The following is a 19,778-nucleotide window of genomic DNA, read 5'->3' on the forward strand; positions in this document are numbered from 1 at the left end:
CGAGTCCTGCGGAGCGGCGCGCCTAGGCTGTCATCCATGCCCGCTGCCAGCTCCGCCGACGCTCCGGGCGGGGCCCCGGCGTCGCTGGCGGCGCACGTCTGGTCGGTGCCGATGCGCACCCGGTTCCGCGGCATCGACGTCCGCGACGGCGTGCTGGTGCACGGGCCGGCCGGCTGGGGCGAGTTCTCCCCGTTCTGGGACTACGACGTCGCGGAGAGCCGCCGCTGGTGGGCGTCCGCGCACGAGGCCGCCGTGCTGGGCTGGCCGGACCCGGTCCGCAACAGCGTGCCGGTGAACGTCACCGTGCCGGCGGTCGGGCCGGAGCGGGCGCACGAGATCGTCGCCGCCTCCGGCTGCCGCACGGCCAAGGTCAAGGTCGCCGAGCCGGGGCAGTCCCCGGCCGAGGACGTCGCCCGGGTCGAGGCCGTCCGGGACGCGCTCGGCCCCGCCGGCGCCGTCCGGGTCGACGCCAACGCGGCCTGGGACGTCGACACCGCGGTGGCCCGGCTCCGCGAGCTGGACCGGTTCGGGCTGGAGTACGCCGAGCAGCCGTGCCCGACGATCGAGGACCTGGCCGCGCTGCGCCGCCGGGTCGACGTCCGGATCGCCGCCGACGAGGTCGTCCGCCGGGCGGTCGACCCGCGCCGGGTGGCGCTGGCCGAGGCCGCGGACGTCGTCGTCCTCAAGGTGCAGCCGCTCGGCGGCGTCCGGGCGGCGCTGGAGGTGGCCGGGGCGCACGGCCTGCCCTGCGTCGTCTCCTCCGCGCTGGAGAGCTCGGTGGGCATCGCCGCCGGGGTCGCGCTGGCCGCGGCGCTGCCGGAGCTGCCGTTCGCCTGCGGGCTGGGCACGGTCGCGCTGCTCACCGGCGACGTCACCAGCGAGCCGCTGCTCCCGCTCGACGGGGCGCTGCCGGTGGTGCGGCCGGTCCCGGACCGGCTGACCGAGACCGTCGCCGACGCGGACACCGAGCGCCGCTGGCGGGAGCGGCTGACCGCGGTGCTGGGCTCGTGAACCCCTCGACCGCCTTCGCCCGGGTGCTCGTCGACGAACTGCTGCGCGGTGGCGTCAGCGACGCCGTCGTCGCACCCGGCTCCCGGTCGGCTCCGGTCGCGCTGGCGCTGGCCGACGCCGAGGCGGCGGGGCTGCTCCGGCTGCACGTGCGCATCGACGAGCGGACCGCAGCCTTCCTCGCCCTCGGGCTGGCGAAGTCCTCCGGCCGGCCGGTCCCGGTGCTCACCACCTCCGGGACGGCGACCGCGCACCTGCACGCCGCGGTGCTGGAGGCCGACACCAGCGGGGTGCCGCTGCTGGCGCTGACCGCCGACCGGCCGCCGGAGCTCCGCGGCACCGGGGCGAACCAGACCATCGACCAGCCCGGCCTCTACGGCCGCGCGGTCCGCTGGGCCGCCGACGTCGGGGTGCCCGAACCCGGACGCGAGGCGGCGCAGAACCGGTACTGGCGCTCGCTGGTCGCCCGGGCGCTGCTGGTGGCCCGCGGGGAGCTGTCCGGTGACCCGGGGCCGGTGCACCTGAACCTGGCGCTGCGGGAGCCGTTGATGCCCGACGACGCCGCCCCGGGCACCCGGCCGGCCCCGCCGTCCGGTGACCTCGCCGGCCGCCCCGACGGTGCACCGTGGACCGCGGCCGCGGGTGCCGGCGAGCCGCGGCACGCCGCCCCGCTGACCGGCGACGGCGCGGCGCGCACGCTGCTGGTCGCCGGTGACGCACCCTCGGCGGTCGGCCGGGCCGCCGCCGTCGTCGCCGACCAGCGCGGCTGGCCGGTGCTGGCCGAACCGAGCAGCGGCGCGTGGGGCGCGGCCGGTGCGGTGCGCGGGCCGGCGCTGCTGCTGGGCGCGCCGGGGTGGCTGGCCGCGCAGCGGCCCGACCGGGTGGTGGTCGTCGGCCGGCCCACGCTGTCCCGCCCGGTCTCGGCGCTGCTGGCCGACCCGAGCATGCCGGTGGAGACCTACAGCGCGACGCCCCGCTGGGCCGACCCGGGGCGCGGCAGTGCGCTGGTGGGCAGCGCCCACCTGGACCCCGGTCTGGCGGTGCGGGAGGGGACGGCACGCCCGGACCGGTCCTGGGCAGAGACCTGGACGGGCGCGGCGACCCGGGTGGGGCTGGCGGTCGACGCCGCGCTCGACGACGTCCCCAGCCGCGGCCTGACCGCCGCCCGGCTGGCCCGCGACCTGGTGGCCACGCTGCCGGCCGGGGCGCTGCTGGTGCTGGGCTCGTCCACCCCGGTGCGCGACGTCGACCGGTTCGCGGTGCCCCGGCCAGGGCTCACCGTGCTCGCCAACCGCGGCGTCGCCGGGATCGACGGGACGATCTCCACCGCGGTCGGCGCGGCGCTGGCGCACCAGGGCGCCGGTGGGGGGCCGGCGTTCGCGCTGATGGGCGACCTGACGTTCCTGCACGACCTCACCGGCCTGCTGACCGGCGAGGGGGAGACGGTGCCGGACCTGACCGTCGTCGTCCCGGACAACGACGGGGGCGGCATCTTCGCCCAGCTCGAGCCGGGCCAGCCGCAGTACGCCGCGGGGTTCCGGCGGGTGTTCGGCACCCCGCACGGCCGGGACCTGGTGGCGGTGGCCCGGTCGCTGGGCTGGGCGGCCACGGCGGTCGGCGACCCCGGGCAGCTGGTCGACGCGCTGGGCGCCGGCGGGCCGCGGGTGGTCGTCGTCCGCACCGATGCCGCGGCGGAGGCCGCGCTCGGGGTGCGGCTGCGCGAGGCCGCCGCGGCGGCGCTGCGTCAGCTCTGAGCGAGCGTCCGGGTGGCCGCGGGCGGCGCGCACCGGCCGAGCAGCAGCAGCTCGGCCTCGTCGGCCTCCAGCGGCTTGGCGAACAGGTATCCCTGGGCCAGGTCGCAGTGCTCGGCGCGCAGCCGGTCGCGCTGGGCCGGGGTCTCCACGCCCTCGGCGACGACCTCCAGCCGCAGCGTGCGGCCGAGCTGCACCAGCCCGTGGACGATGGCGCCGTCCTCGGGTGAGCCGTCGAGCAGGCTGACGAACGAGCGGTCGATCTTCAGGATGTCGACGTCGAACTGGCGCAGGTAGCTCAGCGACGAGTACCCGGTGCCGAAGTCGTCCAGGGCGAGCCGGACCCCGAGCCCGCGCAGCTCGGCGAGCCGCTCGGCGACCGCGTCCGGGTCGGTGACCAGCGCGGTCTCGGTCACCTCCAGGACCAGCGAGGACGGCGCCAGGCCGCTGACAGACAGCGCCTCGGCGACGTCGCGGAGCAGGCTGACACCGACCAGCTGCCGGGCGGAGACGTTGACCGCCATGGTCAGCGGCGCGCCGGGGTGCGCGCGCTGCCACCGGGCGGCGGTGCGGGTGGCCTCGCCGAGCACCCAGCGACCGATCGGCACGATCTCGCCGGAGTCCTCGGCGATCGGCACGAACCGGTCCGGGCCGACGGCACCGAGGGTGGGGTGCTGCCAGCGGATGAGGGCCTCGAAGCCGGTGACCCCCTCGGTCTGCAGGTCGACCACCGGCTGGTAGACCAGCCGCAGCTGCCCGGCGGGCAGGGCGGCGGCCAGCTCCCGATCCAGCTCGATCCGCTCCAGCGCGGCGGTCCGCATGCCGGCGTCGAAGACCACCCACTGGGCGCGCCCGGACGCCTTTGCGCGGTACATCGCGATGTCGGCGTCCCGGAACATCGACAGCGGGGTGGCGTCGGGCTCGGCCACGACGATGCCGATGCTGGCCGCCACGCTCACCCGGTGCCCGTGCAGGTCGACCGGTTCGGCGATCGCCTCGAGCAGCCGCTGCGCGAGCTCGGCGGCCTCGGGGAGCCCGCCGGCGAGGTCGTCGACCAGGACCACGAACTCGTCGCCACCGAGCCGCGCGACGGTGTCGGTCGCCCGGACCACGCCGCGCAGCCGCCCGGCGACGGTGCACAGCAGCTCGTCCCCGGCCAGGTGGCCGATGCTGTCGTTGACGTCCTTGAACCCGTCGAGGTCCAGGCACAGCACGATCGGCGGGGTGCCGCTGCGGCCGGCGCGGCGCAGCGCCTGCTCGGTGTGGTCGAGGAACAGCGAGCGGTTGGCCAGCCCGGTGAGGCCGTCGTAGAAGGCCTGGTGGGCGAGCTCCCGCTCGGCCAGCTTGCGGGCGGTGACGTCGGTGAGACTGACGACGGTGCCGGCGACGTCGGGGTCGGCGACCAGATGGACCGCGCGGCCACCGAGCCAGAAGACCGACCCGTCGGGGCGGCGGCCCTCCAGCTCCAGCTCCAGCGGGACACCGGGCATCGACGCGCTGCGGGTCAGCAGCAGCCGCGTGGTGTCCGCGTCGCCGCCGGCCCGGGCGATCAGTTCGGCCAGCTCGGCACCGCCCGGCGCGGGGACGCCGAGCGAGCGGGCCAGCGACGCCGAGTCCGCGGTGAGCCGGCCGGCTGCGTCCACGACGGCGACCGCGTCGGAGGAGTTGACCGCGAGCGCCTCCGAGCGGCGTGCCTGGGAGCGGACCAGCGCCCAGGCGCGCTGGCCGTCCGCGGCGACGAGCCGGGTGCGGATGGTGATCAGGACCAGCAGCACGGCCCAGACGACCAGCCCGGGGACCGGGTTCACGTCCACCCCGTCCTGCCAGGCCACGACCTCCAGCAGGGCGGGGGCGGCGAACGGCGCGACGTTCACGGCCATCCGCCACGGGCCGTGGCCGGGGCCGCGGCCTGCGGTGGGGTCCTCGGTGCGGGACTGCGGCAGCCACGGCACCACGGCGAAGCAGACGACGCCGACGAGCCAGCCGGCGTCCAGCCAGCCGGCGACGGTGTCGGGGGAGGCCAGCAGCAGCCAGCCCAGGTCGGCGACCAGCCAGCAGGTCGTGCCGGTCAGCAGCAGGGCGACGGCGGGCCGCACGCGCCCGTGCAGCACCAGGCGCCAGGCCATGAGGCCGATGAGGACGGCGTCCAGCACCGGGTAGCCGATGTAGGCCAGCCGGGTCAGCGCAGGCAGCCCGTGGTCGGTGAGGGTGGCCACGACGGGGGTCTGGAAGACGACCAGCAGGGAGACGGCGAGCGCGGCGATGCCGTCGAGCGCGGCGTAGAGCCGCGAGCCGGGGCGCCGCTGCCCGCCGATGCGGCCGCTCATCGCGGTGCCGATCAGCGCGGCGTAGCTGGCCAGCCAGCCGATGTCGGCGACCGACACCTCAGGCGCCGAGCCGGTCGCCCAGGTGATCGCCTGCCAGGCGACGTCCCCGGCCGCGTTGCCGGTGAGGGCCAGCGGGATCCAGGGCACCTGGCCGCGGCGGTTCTCCGGGCGCCGCCGGTCGGCGAGCCACGCGGTGACGGCGCCGCCGACGCTCACCCCGAGGTAGGCCCAGTCGCCGAGGGTGCTGTCCGGGGCCACCACCACGATGGCGAGGACGAGCGCCAGCACCCCGGCGAGCACGGACAGCCCGGTCGTGGTCCGGGACGTGCGGAGGGCGGAGGTCACAGATACGAGATCGACCGGTTCTGTTGGTCCTTGACCGCCGGCCCTGCTCGTCCGGGTGAGTCAGTCCTCCAAGGCGGTTTGGAACGCGGCCAGCTTGGCCTGGGTCTCGGCGAGCTCGGCGACCGGGTCGGAGCCGGAGACGATCCCGCAGCCGGCGAACAGCCGGGCCTGCCGGCCGCCGTCGGCGCCGGTGAGCTCGGCGCAGCGCAGGGCCAGCCCGAACTCGCCGTCCCCGCGGGCGTCCAGCCAGCCCACCGGGCCGGCGTACCGGCCGCGGTCCATGCCCTCCAGCTCGGTGATCACCCGGGCCGCCGTGGCGGTCGGGCTGCCGCAGACGGCGGCGGTGGGGTGCACCGCGCCCACCAGCTCCAGCAGGCCGGTGCCGTCGTCGTCGCGCTGCCGGCCGTGCACGTCGCTGGCCAGGTGCCGGACGTTGGGCAGGGTGAGGACGGCGGGGCGCTGCGGCACGTGCAGCTCGTCGACGAAGGGCCGCAGCGCGTCGGCGAGGCTGGTGACGGCGTAGGCGTGCTCGGCGTGGTCCTTCACCGACTCCGCCAGGCCGGCAGCGAGCCGGTCGTCGTCGGCACCCGCGCCGCGGGGCGCGGTGCCGGCCAGCACCCGGGCGTCGAGGTGCCGGCCGGTGCGGCGGAGCAGCAGCTCCGGGGTGGCGCCCAGCAGCCCCTCCACGGCGAAGGTCCAGGTGTCGGGGAAGCGCTGCGCGAGCCGCAGCAGCAGGCGACGGGGGTCCAGCGGGCGGTCGGCGGTGACCAGCAGGTCCCGGGCCAGCACGACCTTGTCCAGCTCACCGGCGTCGATCCGCTGCACGGCCGCGGCGACGGCCCCGCACCAGGTCACCGGGTCCAGCGCGCCGTCGGCGTAGGCGAGCCGGCCGATGGAGGTCGCGGCCTCCGTGGAGGAGGTCTCGACGACGGCGCGGTCGTCGTCGGCCTCGCCGGTCACGGTCACCCAGGTCTGCCCGGCGCGCCGGCCGACCACCACCTCGGGGACGACGAACACCGAGGTCCCCGCCGTCGGGTCGAAGGCGATGGAGGCGAAGACGACGGGCCCCGAGCCCGGGACGCCGAGCGGGTCGTGCGCGTCGGTGCGCGCGCACCGGTCGGCCCACCAGGCGGCGGCCTCGGCCAGGGCGTGCGGGCCGGTGACCTCCAGCCGGTCCGCCTCGCCCCACCCGACGAGTCCTTCGCCGCGGCGGACCCAGGCCAGCGCTCCCTCGGCGGGCAGCAGGGTGAGCAGCGGGGTGCGGCGCGGACCGAGCGCGGTGGTGGTGACGCTCGTCGCGTCGGTCGCCTCGGCAGCCATGGTCACCGCTCCAGGGTAGGAGGCGCGCAGGTAGCGTCGCCGACGTGGCGACCGGCGGGCGGGCAGGGGCAGCGGGGACGCGGGCGGGGCTGGACAAACGACCGGACGAGGTCGCGGCGATGTTCGACCGGGTGGCCGGGCGCTACGACCTGACGAACACGGTGCTCTCCGGTGGCCTGGACGCCGGCTGGCGACGGGCCACCCGCGAGGCGCTCGGCGCGCGCCCGGGGTCGACCGTGCTGGACGTCGCAGCCGGGACGGCGGTGTCCACGGTGGAACTCGCCGCCGGCGGTGTCCACGCGATCGCCTGTGACTTCTCCCAGGGGATGCTGGCGGCCGGTGCCGCGCGGCCGGTGCCGAAGGTCGCCGGTGACGCGATGGCGCTGCCGCTGGCCGACGAGAGCGTCGACGGCGTCGTCATCTCCTTCGGGCTGCGGAACGTCGCCGACCCTGCCGCTGCCCTGCGGGAGTTCGCCCGGGTGACCCGGCCCGGGGGCACGCTGGTCGTCTGCGAGTTCTCCAGCCCGGTGTGGGCGCCGTTCCGCACCGTCTACACGGAGTACCTGATGCGGGCACTGCCGGTGATCGCCCGGCTGGTGAGCAGCAACCCGGAGGCCTACGTCTACCTGGCCGAGTCGATCCGGGCCTGGCCGGCACAGCCCGAGCTGGCGCGGTGGCTGCAGGGCGCCGGCTGGCAGGACGTCGCCTGGCGCAACCTGACCGGCGGCGCCGTCGCGCTGCACCGCGGCACGAAGCCCCGGCAGTCCCGGTGACCGACCTCCCCGACTGGTCCGCCTCCGGCGGCCCCGACGTGTTCACCCTCCGCGCCTGGCTGGCGGTGGAACGGGCCGCCGAGACCCTCGACGGGCTGGACGACTCGGTCAACTTCCTGCAGGACCGGGCGAGCGCCATCTTCGGCCCCGGCGTCTTCTCGCGCTTCCCGCAGTTCATCGCCGAGCACGAGCTCGGCGAGGACCCCCTCGGCGCACTGCTCGCCGACGAGGCGCTGCTGGCCGAGCTGCTGGCGTTCCTCCTCGCCGACGACGAGGCGCCCGACGTCGACGACGGCTTCGTCTGGCTCGCCGACCCGCCCGGCTCCCGCGCCGAGCGGTTCCGGCGGGCCGTCCGCGGCCGGCGCCGAGCTGCCGCGCTGGCGTTCCTGACGCCGCCGCGCCGGCGGGTGGCCGGCAGCCGCGCGCGGGACCACCGGGACCTGCTCGACGCCGAGTGAGCAGTCGTGGTCGTCGACACGCGACGACCCGCCGACCAGGACGACCCCGACCGCCCACTCGACACGGGACGGCGTCCGCCGAGAGGCCATGTTGGCCGACATGGTCCTCCGCCGTGGGTGAACGCGGTCGCCGGACCGTTCCGCGGGCGGCCTCCGAGGAGCAGGGTCGGCACATGACGACACCTCCCGCACCGCAGCCCGATCCGCCCTCGCCCTCTCCGTCACCGATCGACCCGCTGCCGCCGCCGGCACCGGCGCCGTTCCCGCAGCCCACCCCGACCGACCCGACGGCGCCGCCGCCCGCGCCGTCCCCAGGTCCGCTCACCTGACCTGCGCGAACAGACCAGCCAGGACCCCCGAGTGAACTCGGTCACCGGGGGTCCTGGCTTTCTGACGCCCCGCAGGCATAGGCTTCCACCGCTGGACTTTGTGAAGTAGTTCACAAGCGACACGCCGGGGCTTCCCGGGTGAGGTGGAGGTCGTCTCCGTGGTCTGCACGAGCAGGTGCACACCTGTCAGGGGCGGGTGGCCGGCTGCTCCGGTCCCCGGCCCCGGTCCGGTGGGCTGCCGCTGATGCTGTCGAACTACGTGCCCCTCGTCGGGCTCTTCGCGCTCGCCGCCGCCTTCGCGCTGTTCTCGGTGACCGCCGCTCCGTTCATCGGCCCCCGGCGGTACAACCGGGCGAAGCTCGAGGCCTACGAGTGCGGCATCGAACCGGTCGACCAGCCGCTCACCGGCGGACGGTTCCCGGTCAAGTACTACCTGACCGCGATGTTGTTCGTCGTCTTCGACATCGAGATCGTCTTCCTCTACCCGTGGGCGGTCGCCAACGACTCCCTCGGCGTCTTCGGCCTGGTCGAGATGGCCGTCTTCATCATCACCGTCTTCATCGCCTACGCCTACGTGTGGCGACGTGGCGGACTCGAGTGGGAGTGAGGGCCTGACATGGGTCTCGAGGAGAAGCTGCCGAGCGGCGTCCTGCTGACCAGTGTGGAGAAGCTGGTCAACTGGACCCGCAAGTCCTCGCTGTGGCCGGCCACCTTCGGCCTGGCCTGCTGCGCGATCGAGATGATGGCGTCCGGTGCCGGCCGCTACGACCTGGCCCGCTTCGGCATGGAGGTCTTCCGCGCCTCGCCGCGCCAGGCGGACCTGATGATCGTGGCCGGCCGGGTCAGCCAGAAGATGGCCCCGGTCCTGCGCCAGATCTACGACCAGATGCCCGAGCCGCGCTGGGTGCTCGCGATGGGCGTCTGCGCGAGCTCCGGCGGGATGTTCAACAACTACGCGATCGTCCAGGGCGTCGACCACATCGTCCCGGTGGACATGTACCTCCCCGGCTGCCCGCCGCGGCCGGAGATGCTCACCGACGCCATCCTGAAGCTGCACCACAAGATCCAGCACGAGCCCCTCGGGGCCAGGCGCGCCGCCCAGCAGGCGGCCGCCCGCGCCGACGGCACGGCTCCCGACCTGCACATCGAGATGCCCTCCAGCGTCCGCGCGGACAAGGACGCCCGCCGGGCCTACGAGCAGGCCGCGGCTGCCGGGCGCACCGGCCAGTTCGGCATCGAGCAGCGCGGGGGCAACGCCGTCGTCCTGTCCAAGCCCGGGGCGCCCCGATGACGCAGGTGCCTGAGACCGGCGGGTTCCGGCGGGGCGCGTTCGGGGTCACCGGCAGCGGGGACACCTCGGGCTTCGGCGGCCTGGTCCGGGTCGAGCCGGGCGGTGCTGTCGCGCTGCACTCCACCGAGCGGCCCTACGGCGGCTGGTTCGACGAGGTCACCGACGCGCTCATCGACGCCGTCGGCCGGGCCACCTACGACGCCGCCGTGCTGCGGGTGCTGGTCGACCGCGGCGAGATCACCTGGTTCGTCGTCCGCGAGCACCTGCTCACCCTGGTCCAGGCGCTCCGCGACGACGACGCCCTGCGCTTCGAGCTGTGCAGCAGCGTCTCCGGCGTGGACTACGAGGACAGCGGCGGACCGGTCGCGACGCCGGGCCGCCCGCGGCTGCACGTGGTCTACCACCTGACCTCGATGACCTACCGCCGCAGGATCCGGCTCGAGGTCGCGGTCACCGCGGAGGACCCGCACGTCCCCTCGGTCACCCGGGTCTACCCGACCGCGGACTGGCACGAGCGCGAGACCTGGGACATGTTCGGCGTCGTCTTCGACGGCCACCCGGCGCTGACCCGGATCCTCATGCCCGACGACTGGGAGGGCCACCCCCAGCGCAAGGACTACCCGCTGGGCGGGGTGCCCGTGGAGTACCACGGCGCGCAGATCCCGCCCCCCGACGAGCGGCGGAGCTACCGATGACCGGGAGCACCTCATGACCACGACGCAGGACCCGTACGCCGGCTCCCGGGAGACCACGGAGGGGCGGGTCTACACCGTCACCGGTGGCGACTGGGACCAGACGTTCGGCGCCGACCCGCACGAGGAGGAGCGGCTCGTCGTCAACATGGGCCCCCAGCACCCCTCCACCCACGGGGTGCTCCGGCTGGTCCTCGACCTCGAGGGCGAGACGGTCACCAAGGCCCGCGTCGTCATCGGCTACCTGCACACCGGGATCGAGAAGACGACCGAGTACCGCACCTGGACCCAGGGCACGACGCTGGTCACGCGGATGGACTACCTCGCGCCGCTGTTCAACGAGACCGCCTACTGCCTGGCGGTGGAGAAGTTGCTGGGCGTCGAGGCGCCGCCGCGCGCGCAGACCATCCGGGTGCTGGTCATGGAGCTCAACCGGATCGCCTCGCACCTGGTCGGGCTGGCCACCTTCGGCATGGAGATGGGCGCCCTCACCGGGATGACCAACGGCTTCCGGGAGCGTGAGCTCGTCCTGGACCTGCTCGAGGAGATCACCGGGCTGCGGATGAACCACGCCTACGTCCGCCCCGGCGGCCTCGCCCAGGACCTGCCCGAGGGCAGCGTCGAGCACGTCCGCGAGTTCCTGGCGGTCATGCCCGAGCGGATCACCGCGATGCACCGGCTGCTCACCGGCCAGCCGATCTGGCAGCGGCGGCTCAAGGACGTCGGGTTCCTCGACGTCACCGGCTGCCTGGCCCTCGGCGTCACGGGACCGATCCTGCGCTCGGCCGGCCTGCCGTGGGACCTGCGCAAGGTCGAGCCGTACTGCGGCTACGAGACCTACGACTTCGAGGTCCCGACCGCGGACACCGCGGACGCCTGGGGCCGCTACCTGGTGCGGGTCGCCGAGATCGGCGAGTCGCTGAAGATCGTCGAGCAGGCGCTGGACCGGCTGGAGCCCGGCCCGGTGATGGTGGAGGACAAGAAGATCGCCTGGCCGGCGCAGCTGTCCCTCGGTGCCGACGGCATGGGCAACTCCCTCGACCACGTCCGGCACATCATGGGCCAGTCGATGGAGGCCCTGATCCACCACTTCAAGCTGGTCACCGAAGGCTTCCGGGTGCCGGCGGGCCAGGTCTACACCGCCATCGAGTCGCCCCGCGGCGAGCTCGGCTACCACGTGGTCAGCGATGGCGGCACCCGCCCGTTCCGGGTCCACGTGCGCGACCCCAGCTTCACCAACCTGCAGGCGACCGCCGCGATGAGCGAGGGCGGCATGATCGCCGACGTCATCGCCGCGATCGCCTCCATCGACCCGGTGATGGGAGGAGTCGACAGGTGAGCGCGCTGCCTGGTTCGTTCGAGGGGACGGCGGTGACCGGGCTGGACTCCAGCCCGGTCGAGTCGAGCCCCGAGACGCTGGCCCAGCTGCCGCCGCTGACCGCGCAGCACGAGGCCGAGGCGGCGCAGATCATGGCCCGCTACCCGCAGGCCCGGTCGGCGCTGCTGCCGATGCTGCACCTGGTCCAGTCGGTGCAGGGCTACGTCTCGCCCGAGGGCGTCGGCTTCTGCGCGCGGCTGCTCGGCCTGACCAAGGCCGAGGTCGGCGCGGTGGCGACCTTCTACACGATGTACAAGCGCCACCCGACCGGCCGGCACCTGGTCAGCGTCTGCACCAACACGCTGTGCGCCGTCCTCGGTGGACAACGCATCTACGACGCCGTCTCCGCCGACCTCGGCGTCGGCCACGACCAGACCGCGCCCGACGGCTCGGTCACCCTCGAGCACGCCGAGTGCCTGGCCGCCTGCGACTACGCGCCGGTCGTCACCGTCGACTACGAGTTCTACGACCAGCAGGACGTCCAGAGCGCCCGGGAGCTGGTCGCCGCGCTGCGCCGCGGCGAGAAGCCGGCGCCCACCCGTGGTGCGCCGCTCACCGACTTCCGTGGCATCTCCCGCCAGCTCGCCGGCCTGTCCCAGCACGCCGACCCCGCCGCCGTTCGCGCCGCGGTCGACGGGCCGTCGGCCGGCGAGCCCACGCTGCGCGGCGTGCGGCTGGCCGCCGAGCGCGGGGAGACGGCGCCACCGATGACCGGCCCCGCCCCCGAGGCGGCACCCGACCCCGACGTCACCCCGGCCGCCGGGGCGGGGCAGTCGGCGGAGGAACGGGCCGCGGACACCGCCGTGGCCTCCGCCGACACCCCCGCCGAGCGGGCCGGCGCCGCCCAGCACCACCCCGATGTCCCCGAGCCCGCCGGCCGGCAGCCCGCCGAGCGCGGTGCCGAGGGCACCGACACCCCGCCCACCGGCCCCGGGGCCGGGACGAACAACTCCGTCGAGCGAGAGGTCTGACCGCGTGCCGCTCACCCCCGTGCTCACCGCCCGGTTCGCCGAGCCCCGCTCCTGGACGCTGGAGACCTACGAACGACTGGACGGCTACCGCGCACTGCGCCAGGCCCTCGCGATGGCGCCGGACGAGGTGGTCGCCCTGGTCAAGGACTCCGGTCTGCGCGGCCGTGGCGGCGCCGGCTTCCCGACCGGCATGAAGTGGAGCTTCATCCCGCAGCCCAAGCCGGGGGAGACCCCGACCGGACCGGCGGCGATGCCCAAGTACCTGGTGGTCAACGCCGACGAGGGCGAGCCGGGCACCTGCAAGGACGTGCCGCTGATGATGGCCGACCCGCACTCCCTGGTGGAGGGCGTGATCATCTCGGCCTACGCGGTCCGCTGCTCCTTCGCCGTCGTCTACGTCCGGGGCGAGGCGGTGCACGCCCACCGCCGGGTGATGGCCGCCGTCGGTGAGGCCTACGACGCCGGCTACCTCGGCACGGACGTCCTGGGCTCGGGCTACGACCTCGAGCTGGTCGTGCACGCCGGGGCCGGCGCCTACATCTGCGGGGAGGAGACGGCGCTGCTGGACTCCCTCGAGGGCTACCGCGGCCAGCCCCGGCTCAAGCCGCCGTTCCCCGCCGTCGCCGGTCTCTACGGCGGCCCGACGGTGATCAACAACGTGGAGACGCTGGCCACCGTGCCCTACGTCGTCCGCGGCGGCGCGGAGTGGTTCAAGACGATGGGCCCGGAGAAGTCGCCCGGCCCGAAGATCTACTCGCTGTCGGGCCGGGTCGTCTCACCCGGCCAGTACGAGGCACCGATGGGGACGACGATGCGCGAGCTGCTGGCGATGGCCGGTGGCGTCCGGCCGGGCCACGAGCTCAAGTTCTGGACGCCGGGCGGCTCCTCGACGCCGTACTTCACCGCGGAGCACCTCGACGTCCCGCTGGACTTCGACTCCGTCGCCGCGGCCGGCTCGATGCTGGGCACCACCGCGCTGATGGTCTTCGACGAGACCGACTCGATCGTCGAGGCGACGCTGCGGTTCACCGAGTTCTACGCGCACGAGAGCTGCGGCAAGTGCACCCCGTGCCGGGAGGGCACGTACTGGCTGGTCCAGATCCTGGAGCGGCTGGTGCACGGGCAGGGCCGGGCCGCGGACCTGGACCTGCTGACCGACACCTGCGACAACATCCTCGGCCGCTCGTTCTGCGCGCTCGGCGACGGCGCCACCAGCTGCATCGCCAGCTCGCTGAAGTACTTCAAGGACGACTACGTCGCCCTGCTGCCGCCCGAGGAGCAGGCCCGGCTCGGCCGGTCGCTCCGCCTCGAGCCCGTGGGAGCTGCCGCCTCATGACCATCACCCCCGCCGCCCCGCAGCCGGCGCCGGCCACCCCGCCGGCGGTCCCCGGGCCGCACACCCCGCCCGACGCCGTGCACTGCACCATCGACGGCTTCCCGGTCGCGGTGCCCAAGGGCACGCTGATCATCCGGGCCGCCGAGCAGATCGGCGTGCAGGTGCCGCGGTTCTGCGACCACCCGCTGCTCGACCCGATCGGCGCCTGCCGGCAGTGCCTGGTGGAGGTGGAGGGCCAGCGCAAGCCGGTGGCCTCCTGCACCACCCCGGTGACCCCGGACATGGTCGTGCACACCCAGCTGACCAGCGCGGTCGCCGACAAGGCGCAGCAGGGCACCATGGAGCTGCTGCTGGTCAACCACCCGCTGGACTGCCCGGTCTGCGACAAGGGCGGCGAGTGCCCGCTGCAGAACCAGGCGATGAGCAACGGGCGCACCGAGACCCGGTTCGTCGACGTCAAGCGCACCTACCCCAAGCCGCTGCCGATCAGCTCGCAGGTGCTGCTGGACCGGGAGCGCTGCGTGCTCTGCGCCCGGTGCACCCGGTTCAGCCAGCAGGTGGCCGGCGACCCGTTCATCGAGCTGTTCGAGCGCGGCGCGCTGGAGCAGGTCGCGATCTACGAGGACGAGCCGTTCGAGTCCTACTTCTCCGGCAACACCACCCAGATCTGCCCGGTCGGGGCGCTCACCAGCGCCACCTACCGGTTCCGCTCCCGCCCGTTCGACCTGCGCAGCGAGCCCAGCGTCTGCGAGCACTGCGCCAGCGGCTGCGCCCAGCGCACCGACTACCGGCGCGGCACGGTGATGCGCCGGCTGGCCGGGGAGGACCCCGCGGTCAACGAGGAGTGGAACTGCGACAAGGGCCGCTACGGCTTTCGCTACGCCACCAGCAACGAGCGGCTGACCACCCCGCTGGTGCGGGGGGCGGACGGCGAGCTGCACGAGGCCTCCTGGCCCGAGGCGTGGGCCGCGGCGGCTGCGGGCCTCGCGGCGGCCCGGTCGGCCGGCGGCGTCGGGGTCCTGCCCGGCGGCCGGGTCACCGTCGAGGACGGCTACGCCTACGCCAAGTTCGCCCGCGTCGCGCTGGGCACCAACGACGTCGACGCCCGGGCCCGGGCGCACTCCGCCGAGGAGCTCGCGTTCCTCGCCGCGCACGTCGCCGGCACCGCCCCGGGCGCCGGCGCGGTCACCTACGACGAGCTGACCGCGGCGCCCACCGTCCTGCTGGTCGGCCTCGAGCCCGAGGAGGAGTCGCCGATCGTCTTCCTGCGGCTGCGCCGGGCGGTCCGGACGGCGGGGATGCAGGTCCTCGACCTGGCCCCGTTCGCCACCCGCGCCGCGGAGAAGCTGCGCGCCACGGTCGTGCCCACGGCGCCGGGCGAGGAGGCCCGGGTGCTCCGCGCGCTGGCCGCCAACCCGGTCGAGGGGCTGCTCGCCGAGGCCGCGGTGGCGCTGTTCCGGCCCGGGGCGGTCGTCCTCGTCGGCGAGCGGCTCGCCGGGGTGCCCGGCGGCTTCTCCGCCGTGGCCGCGCTGGCGGCCGAGACCGGCGCCCGGGTGGCCTGGGTGCCGCGCCGGGCGGGGGAGCGCGGCGCGGTCGAGGTCGGTGCGCTGCCGGGTCTGCTACCCGGCGGTCGGCTGGTCGACAGCGCCGCCGACCGCGCGGCGGTCACCCAGCGGTGGGGCGTGGACCTCCCTGCCACCCCTGGTCGGGACACCACCGGCATCCTCGCCGCTGCCCGCGACGGCGCCCTGGGCGGCCTGCTCGTCGGCGGCGTCGACCCCGCCGACCTGCCCGACCCGGTGCTCGCCGAGCAGGCGCTGGCCGCGGCCGGGTTCGTGGTCAGCCTCGAGCTCTTCCCGAGCGCGGTCACCGCGCACGCCGACGTCGTCCTCCCGGTCGCCGCGGCACCGGAGAAGGCGGGCAGCTACCTGGACTGGGAGGGGCGGGTGCGGCCCTTCGACGCCACCCTGCACGGCACCGGCCAGCTGACCGACGGCCGGGTGCTGGAGGGGATCGCCGAGCACCTCGGCGTGCCGCTCGGGCTGGCCACCGTGACCGACGCCCGCGCCGAGCTGATCGCCCTGGGCGCGGCCCCGCAGGCGCCCACCCCCACCGGCCTCGACGTGGTGCCGGTGCCGGCCCCCGTGACCACCGCCGACGAGGCGGTGCTGGCCTCCTGGCGGCAGCTCCTCGACGTCGGCACCCTGCAGCGCGAGGAGCCGGCGATGGCCGGCACCGCCCGCCCGCCGGTGGCGCGGCTGGGCCGGGACGCCGCCGGCCGGCTGGGTCTGGCCGACGGTGACCTGCTCACCGTCACCGGTCTCGCCGGTGCGGTCACCCTGCCGGTCGCCGTGGTGGACATGCCGGACGGGGTCGTCTGGCTGCCCATGCGGTCACCCGGCTGCGCCGTCCGGACCGACCTGCGCAGCGGCCCGGGCGACGTCGTCCGGCTGTCCGCCGGGTCGCCGCGGGACGGTGCCACCGCCGTGTCGAGCCTGCGCGCGGGAGGTGCGGCGTGATCGACGTGGTCGCCGCCCGCGACCAGCCGACGCTGTCCGACTTCGGGCACGACGTCTGGTGGATCGTGCTCATCAAGATCGTCGGCATCTTCGGGGTGCTGGTCGTGATGACGCTGTTCGCGATCGTCTTCGAGCGCAAGGTCGTCGCCCGGATGCAGCAGCGGATCGGCCCGAACCGGGTCGGCCCGCGCGGCTACCTGCAGAGCCTCGCCGACGGGCTGAAGCTGGCGTTCAAGGAGGACATCATGCCGGCGCTGGCCGACCGGCCGGTGTACTTCCTGGCCCCGGTCATCGCCACGATCCCGGCGTTCCTGGCCTTCTCGGTCATCCCGCTGGGCCCGACGGTCAGCATCTTCGGTGAGCGCACGCCCCTGCAGCTCACCGATGCCCCGATCGGCGTCCTGGTGGTGCTGGCCTGCTCGGCGATGGGCGTCTACGGCATCGTGCTGGCCGGCTGGGCGTCCGGTTCGACGTACCCGCTGCTCGGCGGGTTGCGCAGCGCCGCGCAGATGGTCAGCTACGAGATCGCGATGGGCCTGTCGATCGTCGCGGTGTTCCTCTACGCCGGGTCGATGTCCACCTCGGAGATCGTCGCGGCCCAGGCGGACGGGACGTCGCTGAGCGTCTTCGGGCTCGGCTTCACCGGCCCGAGCTGGTTCGCCGTCCTGCTGCCGGTCTCCTTCGTCATCTACGTCATCGCCGTCGTCGGGGAGACCAACCGGGCGCCCTTCGACCTGCCCGAGGCCGAGAGCGAGCTGGTCGGCGGCTTCCACACCGAGTACTCGTCGCTGAAGTTCGCGCTCTTCTTCCTGGCCGAGTACGTCAACATGGTCACCGTCTCCGCGCTGGCCGCGACGTTGTTCCTGGGCGGCTGGCGGGCGCCCTGGCCGATCTCGATCTGGGACGGCGCCAACACCGGCTGGTGGCCGCTGCTGTGGTTCTTCGCCAAGGTCGTCGTCGCGCTGTTCGTCTTCATCTGGCTGCGCGGCACGCTGCCCCGGCTGCGCTACGACCAGTTCATGCGGTTCGGGTGGAAGGTGCTCGTCCCGACCGCGCTGGTCTGGATCCTCGTGGTCGCCACCATGCGCACGGTCAGCCGGGAGGCCGACCTCGACGGTGGGGAGGTCGCCGTCTTCGTCGGGGTGCCGATCGCGCTCATCGTGCTGGCCGGGCTGCTCATCGCCTCCCGGGTGAGCAACCGGGACACCCGGGTCGCGGCCCGGGCCGCTGCCGCCGGGTCGGTCAACCCGACCGAACCCGAGGTCCTCGCCCCCAGCCGGAGCCGGGACCGCACCGCCGGCGGGTTCCCGGTGCCCCCGATGGACCTGCGGGTCCCCCCGTCGCCGCGGCTGCGCAGCCGCGAGGTGGTCGGCGCCGGCACGGTCGTCGGCACCGGACGGCGCAGCAACCCCTCCACCGACCCCGCACCCACCGAGGAGGACGGCGATGTCTGAGAACACCCCCGCCCGGCGCGAGGGCGGTGCGAGCGCCTCCCAGGCCGTGGCCCGGCAGACCGGCGCACCGCCGACCCCGGCGGGCAAGCGCAGCAGCCGGCTGCCCGGGCCGGCGCAGGGCTTCGGCGTCACCTTCGCGACGATGTTCAAGAAGGTGACGACCGAGGAGTACCCCGACGTCCCGAAGCAGACCAAGCCCCGCTACCACGGCCGGCACGTGCTGAACCGGCACCCCGACGGCCTGGAGAAGTGCGTCGGCTGCGAGCTGTGCGCCTGGGCCTGCCCCGCCGACGCGATCTACGTGGAGGGCGGCGACAACACCGAGGAGGCCCGGTTCTCCCCGGGCGAGCGGTACGGCCGCGTCTACCAGATCAACTACCTGCGCTGCATCTTCTGCGGGCTGTGCATCGAGGCCTGCCCGACCCGGTCGCTGACGATGAGCAACGACTTCGAGCTCGCCGACGACGACCGGCAGGCGCTGATCTACACCAAGGAGCAGCTGATGGCCCCGCTGCTGCCCGGGATGGAGCAGCCCCCGCACCCGATGCGGCTCGGGGACGACGAGAAGGACTACTACGTGCGGGACCCGAGGGCAGCGGCCCCGACGGCGCAGCCCGCCGAGCCGGTGCTGGAGGAGCGGGCGTGAGCGTGCTGGCCGCCGCGGCCGACACCGGCGTGCAGATCGGCACCGGGGAGGCGATCGTCTTCTGGGTCCTCGGGCCGGTCGCGCTGGCCGGGGCGCTGGGCATGGTGCTGTCCAGGAACGCCGTCCACTCGGCGTTGTGGCTGGTCAACACGATGCTCGCGCTGGGCGTGCTCTACGTCGTCCAGGAGGCGCCGTTCCTGGGCGCGGTGCAGATCATCGTCTACACCGGCGCGATCATGATCCTGTTCCTCTTCGTGCTGATGCTGGTGGGCCGGGACACCTCCGACTCGGTGGTCGAGACGCTGCGCGGGCAGCGGATCGCCGCGATCGTGCTGGGGATCGGGTTCGCCGGGCTGGTCGGCGCCGGCATCGCCGAGGCCACCCGGGACACCCCGGTCACCGGCCTCGAGGCGGTGCAGGGCGGCGCCGGGGGAGCGGCCGACGGCAACGTGCAGGCGATCGCCGAGCTGCTCTTCACCCGCTACCTGCTGGCCTTCGAGATCACCAGCGCGCTGCTGATCACCGCCGCGGTGGGCGCGATGGTGCTGGCGCACACCGAGCGCGAGCCCGGCACCCGGCAGTCGCAGAAGGAGCTCTCCCGGGCCCGGTTCCTCACCGGGGACCACCCGCAGACCCTGCCCGGCCCCGGCGTGTACGCCCGCGCCAACTCGATCGCCGCCCCCGGCCGGCTGCCCGACGGCAGCCCGTCGCAGGCCAGCTTCAGCACCGGCGTCGAGCCGCAGGTGGTCGACGAGCTGCCGTCGACCGGCTCCACCGGTGCCGAGCGGTCGGGGCTGTCCCACGCCGGCGGCACCGACGCGGCCCTGGGCACGCTGGAGGGGACGGGTCAGCCCGCCCGGGGAGGAGAGCCCTCGTGACCATCGCGAACTACCTGGTGCTGGCTGCGGTCCTGTTCACCATCGGCGCCGTCGGGGTGCTGGTGCGGCGGAACGCGATCGTCGTCTTCATGTGCGTCGAGCTGATGCTCAACTCGGTGAACCTGACGCTGGTCACCTTCGCGCGGTCCACCGGCACCGTGGACGGCCAGCTGATCGCCTTCTTCGTGATGGTGGTGGCGGCAGCCGAGGTGGTGGTCGGTCTCGCGATCATCATGAGCGTCTACCGGACCCGCCGTTCGGCGTCGGTCGACGACGTCAACCTGCTGAAGTACTGAGCGGAG

17 protein-coding genes are annotated in these 19,778 nt (G+C 74.8%); 15 read left to right on the plus strand and 2 right to left on the minus strand.

The window, feature by feature from the left end:
* Positions 1 to 36 precede the first annotated feature (36 nt).
* Positions 37 to 1,011 (plus strand): o-succinylbenzoate synthase, encoded by a 975-nt coding sequence (locus FHL79_RS15820; protein ID WP_138759547.1) that lies wholly within the window; start codon positions 37 to 39, stop codon positions 1,009 to 1,011.
* Positions 1,008 to 2,762, plus strand: coding sequence for a 2-succinyl-5-enolpyruvyl-6-hydroxy-3-cyclohexene-1-carboxylic-acid synthase (gene menD, locus FHL79_RS15825; RefSeq protein WP_138759548.1), 1,755 nt, complete (start codon positions 1,008 to 1,010; stop codon positions 2,760 to 2,762). Before FHL79_RS15820 ends, menD begins: the two co-directional genes overlap by 4 nt.
* On the opposite strand, the gene FHL79_RS15830 is transcribed toward menD, so the two are convergent.
* Together FHL79_RS15830 and FHL79_RS15835 are read right to left on the minus strand one after the other, a co-directional pair.
* The gene (locus FHL79_RS15830) at positions 2,753 to 5,431 is read right to left on the minus strand and encodes a putative bifunctional diguanylate cyclase/phosphodiesterase (protein ID WP_138759549.1); all 2,679 of its coding nucleotides are present in this window, start codon (positions 5,429 to 5,431) and stop codon (positions 2,753 to 2,755) included. The genes menD and FHL79_RS15830 overlap by 10 nt on opposite strands.
* Positions 5,432 to 5,491: 60 nt before the next feature.
* Entirely contained in the window at positions 5,492 to 6,751 is a 1,260-nt protein-coding gene (locus FHL79_RS15835) for an isochorismate synthase (RefSeq protein WP_246080857.1), read from the minus strand.
* A 44-nt stretch (positions 6,752 to 6,795) separates the two neighbouring features.
* Between FHL79_RS15835 and FHL79_RS15840 the strand changes: the two genes are divergently transcribed.
* From FHL79_RS15840 to nuoK, 13 genes are all read left to right on the plus strand, one after another.
* The gene (locus tag FHL79_RS15840; protein WP_138759551.1) at positions 6,796 to 7,524 is read left to right on the plus strand and encodes a demethylmenaquinone methyltransferase; all 729 of its coding nucleotides are present in this window, start codon (positions 6,796 to 6,798) and stop codon (positions 7,522 to 7,524) included.
* Positions 7,521 to 7,982 carry a hypothetical protein gene (locus FHL79_RS15845; RefSeq protein ID WP_138759552.1) on the plus strand — a complete coding sequence of 154 codons (462 nt, stop codon included), beginning with the start codon at positions 7,521 to 7,523 and terminating at the stop codon, positions 7,980 to 7,982. Before FHL79_RS15840 ends, FHL79_RS15845 begins: the two co-directional genes overlap by 4 nt.
* A 573-nt stretch (positions 7,983 to 8,555) precedes the next feature.
* Positions 8,556 to 8,918 carry an NADH-quinone oxidoreductase subunit A gene (locus tag FHL79_RS15850; protein ID WP_138759553.1) on the plus strand — a complete coding sequence of 121 codons (363 nt, stop codon included), beginning with the start codon at positions 8,556 to 8,558 and terminating at the stop codon, positions 8,916 to 8,918.
* Positions 8,919 to 8,927: 9 nt separating this feature from the next.
* A complete protein-coding gene (locus FHL79_RS15855; protein ID WP_138759554.1) occupies positions 8,928 to 9,602 on the plus strand; it encodes a NuoB/complex I 20 kDa subunit family protein in 675 nt (224 codons plus the stop codon).
* The gene (locus tag FHL79_RS15860) at positions 9,599 to 10,297 is read left to right on the plus strand and encodes an NADH-quinone oxidoreductase subunit C (RefSeq protein WP_138759555.1); all 699 of its coding nucleotides are present in this window, start codon (positions 9,599 to 9,601) and stop codon (positions 10,295 to 10,297) included. Before FHL79_RS15855 ends, FHL79_RS15860 begins: the two co-directional genes overlap by 4 nt.
* Positions 10,298 to 10,310: 13 nt before the next feature.
* A complete protein-coding gene (locus tag FHL79_RS15865) occupies positions 10,311 to 11,633 on the plus strand; it encodes an NADH-quinone oxidoreductase subunit D (protein WP_138759556.1) in 1,323 nt (440 codons plus the stop codon).
* The gene (gene nuoE, locus FHL79_RS15870) at positions 11,630 to 12,643 is read left to right on the plus strand and encodes an NADH-quinone oxidoreductase subunit NuoE (protein ID WP_138759557.1); all 1,014 of its coding nucleotides are present in this window, start codon (positions 11,630 to 11,632) and stop codon (positions 12,641 to 12,643) included. Before FHL79_RS15865 ends, nuoE begins: the two co-directional genes overlap by 4 nt.
* Positions 12,644 to 12,647: 4 nt before the next feature.
* Positions 12,648 to 13,979: an NADH-quinone oxidoreductase subunit NuoF gene (nuoF, locus tag FHL79_RS15875; protein ID WP_138759558.1), complete on the plus strand. Its 1,332-nt coding sequence runs from the start codon at positions 12,648 to 12,650 to the stop codon at positions 13,977 to 13,979.
* Positions 13,976 to 16,498 carry an NADH-quinone oxidoreductase subunit G gene (locus FHL79_RS15880; protein ID WP_138759559.1) on the plus strand — a complete coding sequence of 841 codons (2,523 nt, stop codon included), beginning with the start codon at positions 13,976 to 13,978 and terminating at the stop codon, positions 16,496 to 16,498. The genes nuoF and FHL79_RS15880 overlap by 4 nt, the downstream gene beginning before the upstream one ends.
* The gene (gene nuoH, locus FHL79_RS15885; protein ID WP_171058184.1) at positions 16,495 to 17,952 is read left to right on the plus strand and encodes an NADH-quinone oxidoreductase subunit NuoH; all 1,458 of its coding nucleotides are present in this window, start codon (positions 16,495 to 16,497) and stop codon (positions 17,950 to 17,952) included. Before FHL79_RS15880 ends, nuoH begins: the two co-directional genes overlap by 4 nt.
* Positions 17,945 to 18,598, plus strand: coding sequence for an NADH-quinone oxidoreductase subunit NuoI (gene nuoI, locus FHL79_RS15890; protein WP_218938487.1), 654 nt, complete (start codon positions 17,945 to 17,947; stop codon positions 18,596 to 18,598). The genes nuoH and nuoI overlap by 8 nt, the downstream gene beginning before the upstream one ends.
* The gene (locus FHL79_RS15895; protein WP_138759560.1) at positions 18,595 to 19,476 is read left to right on the plus strand and encodes an NADH-quinone oxidoreductase subunit J; all 882 of its coding nucleotides are present in this window, start codon (positions 18,595 to 18,597) and stop codon (positions 19,474 to 19,476) included. Before nuoI ends, FHL79_RS15895 begins: the two co-directional genes overlap by 4 nt.
* Positions 19,473 to 19,772 (plus strand): NADH-quinone oxidoreductase subunit NuoK, encoded by a 300-nt coding sequence (nuoK, locus tag FHL79_RS15900; RefSeq protein ID WP_138759561.1) that lies wholly within the window; start codon positions 19,473 to 19,475, stop codon positions 19,770 to 19,772. The genes FHL79_RS15895 and nuoK overlap by 4 nt, the downstream gene beginning before the upstream one ends.
* Positions 19,773 to 19,778 lie beyond the last annotated feature (6 nt).

This window comes from Modestobacter altitudinis, from assembly GCF_005930475.1.
In the GTDB taxonomy this organism is placed as follows: Bacteria; Actinomycetota; Actinomycetes; order Mycobacteriales; family Geodermatophilaceae; genus Modestobacter; species Modestobacter altitudinis.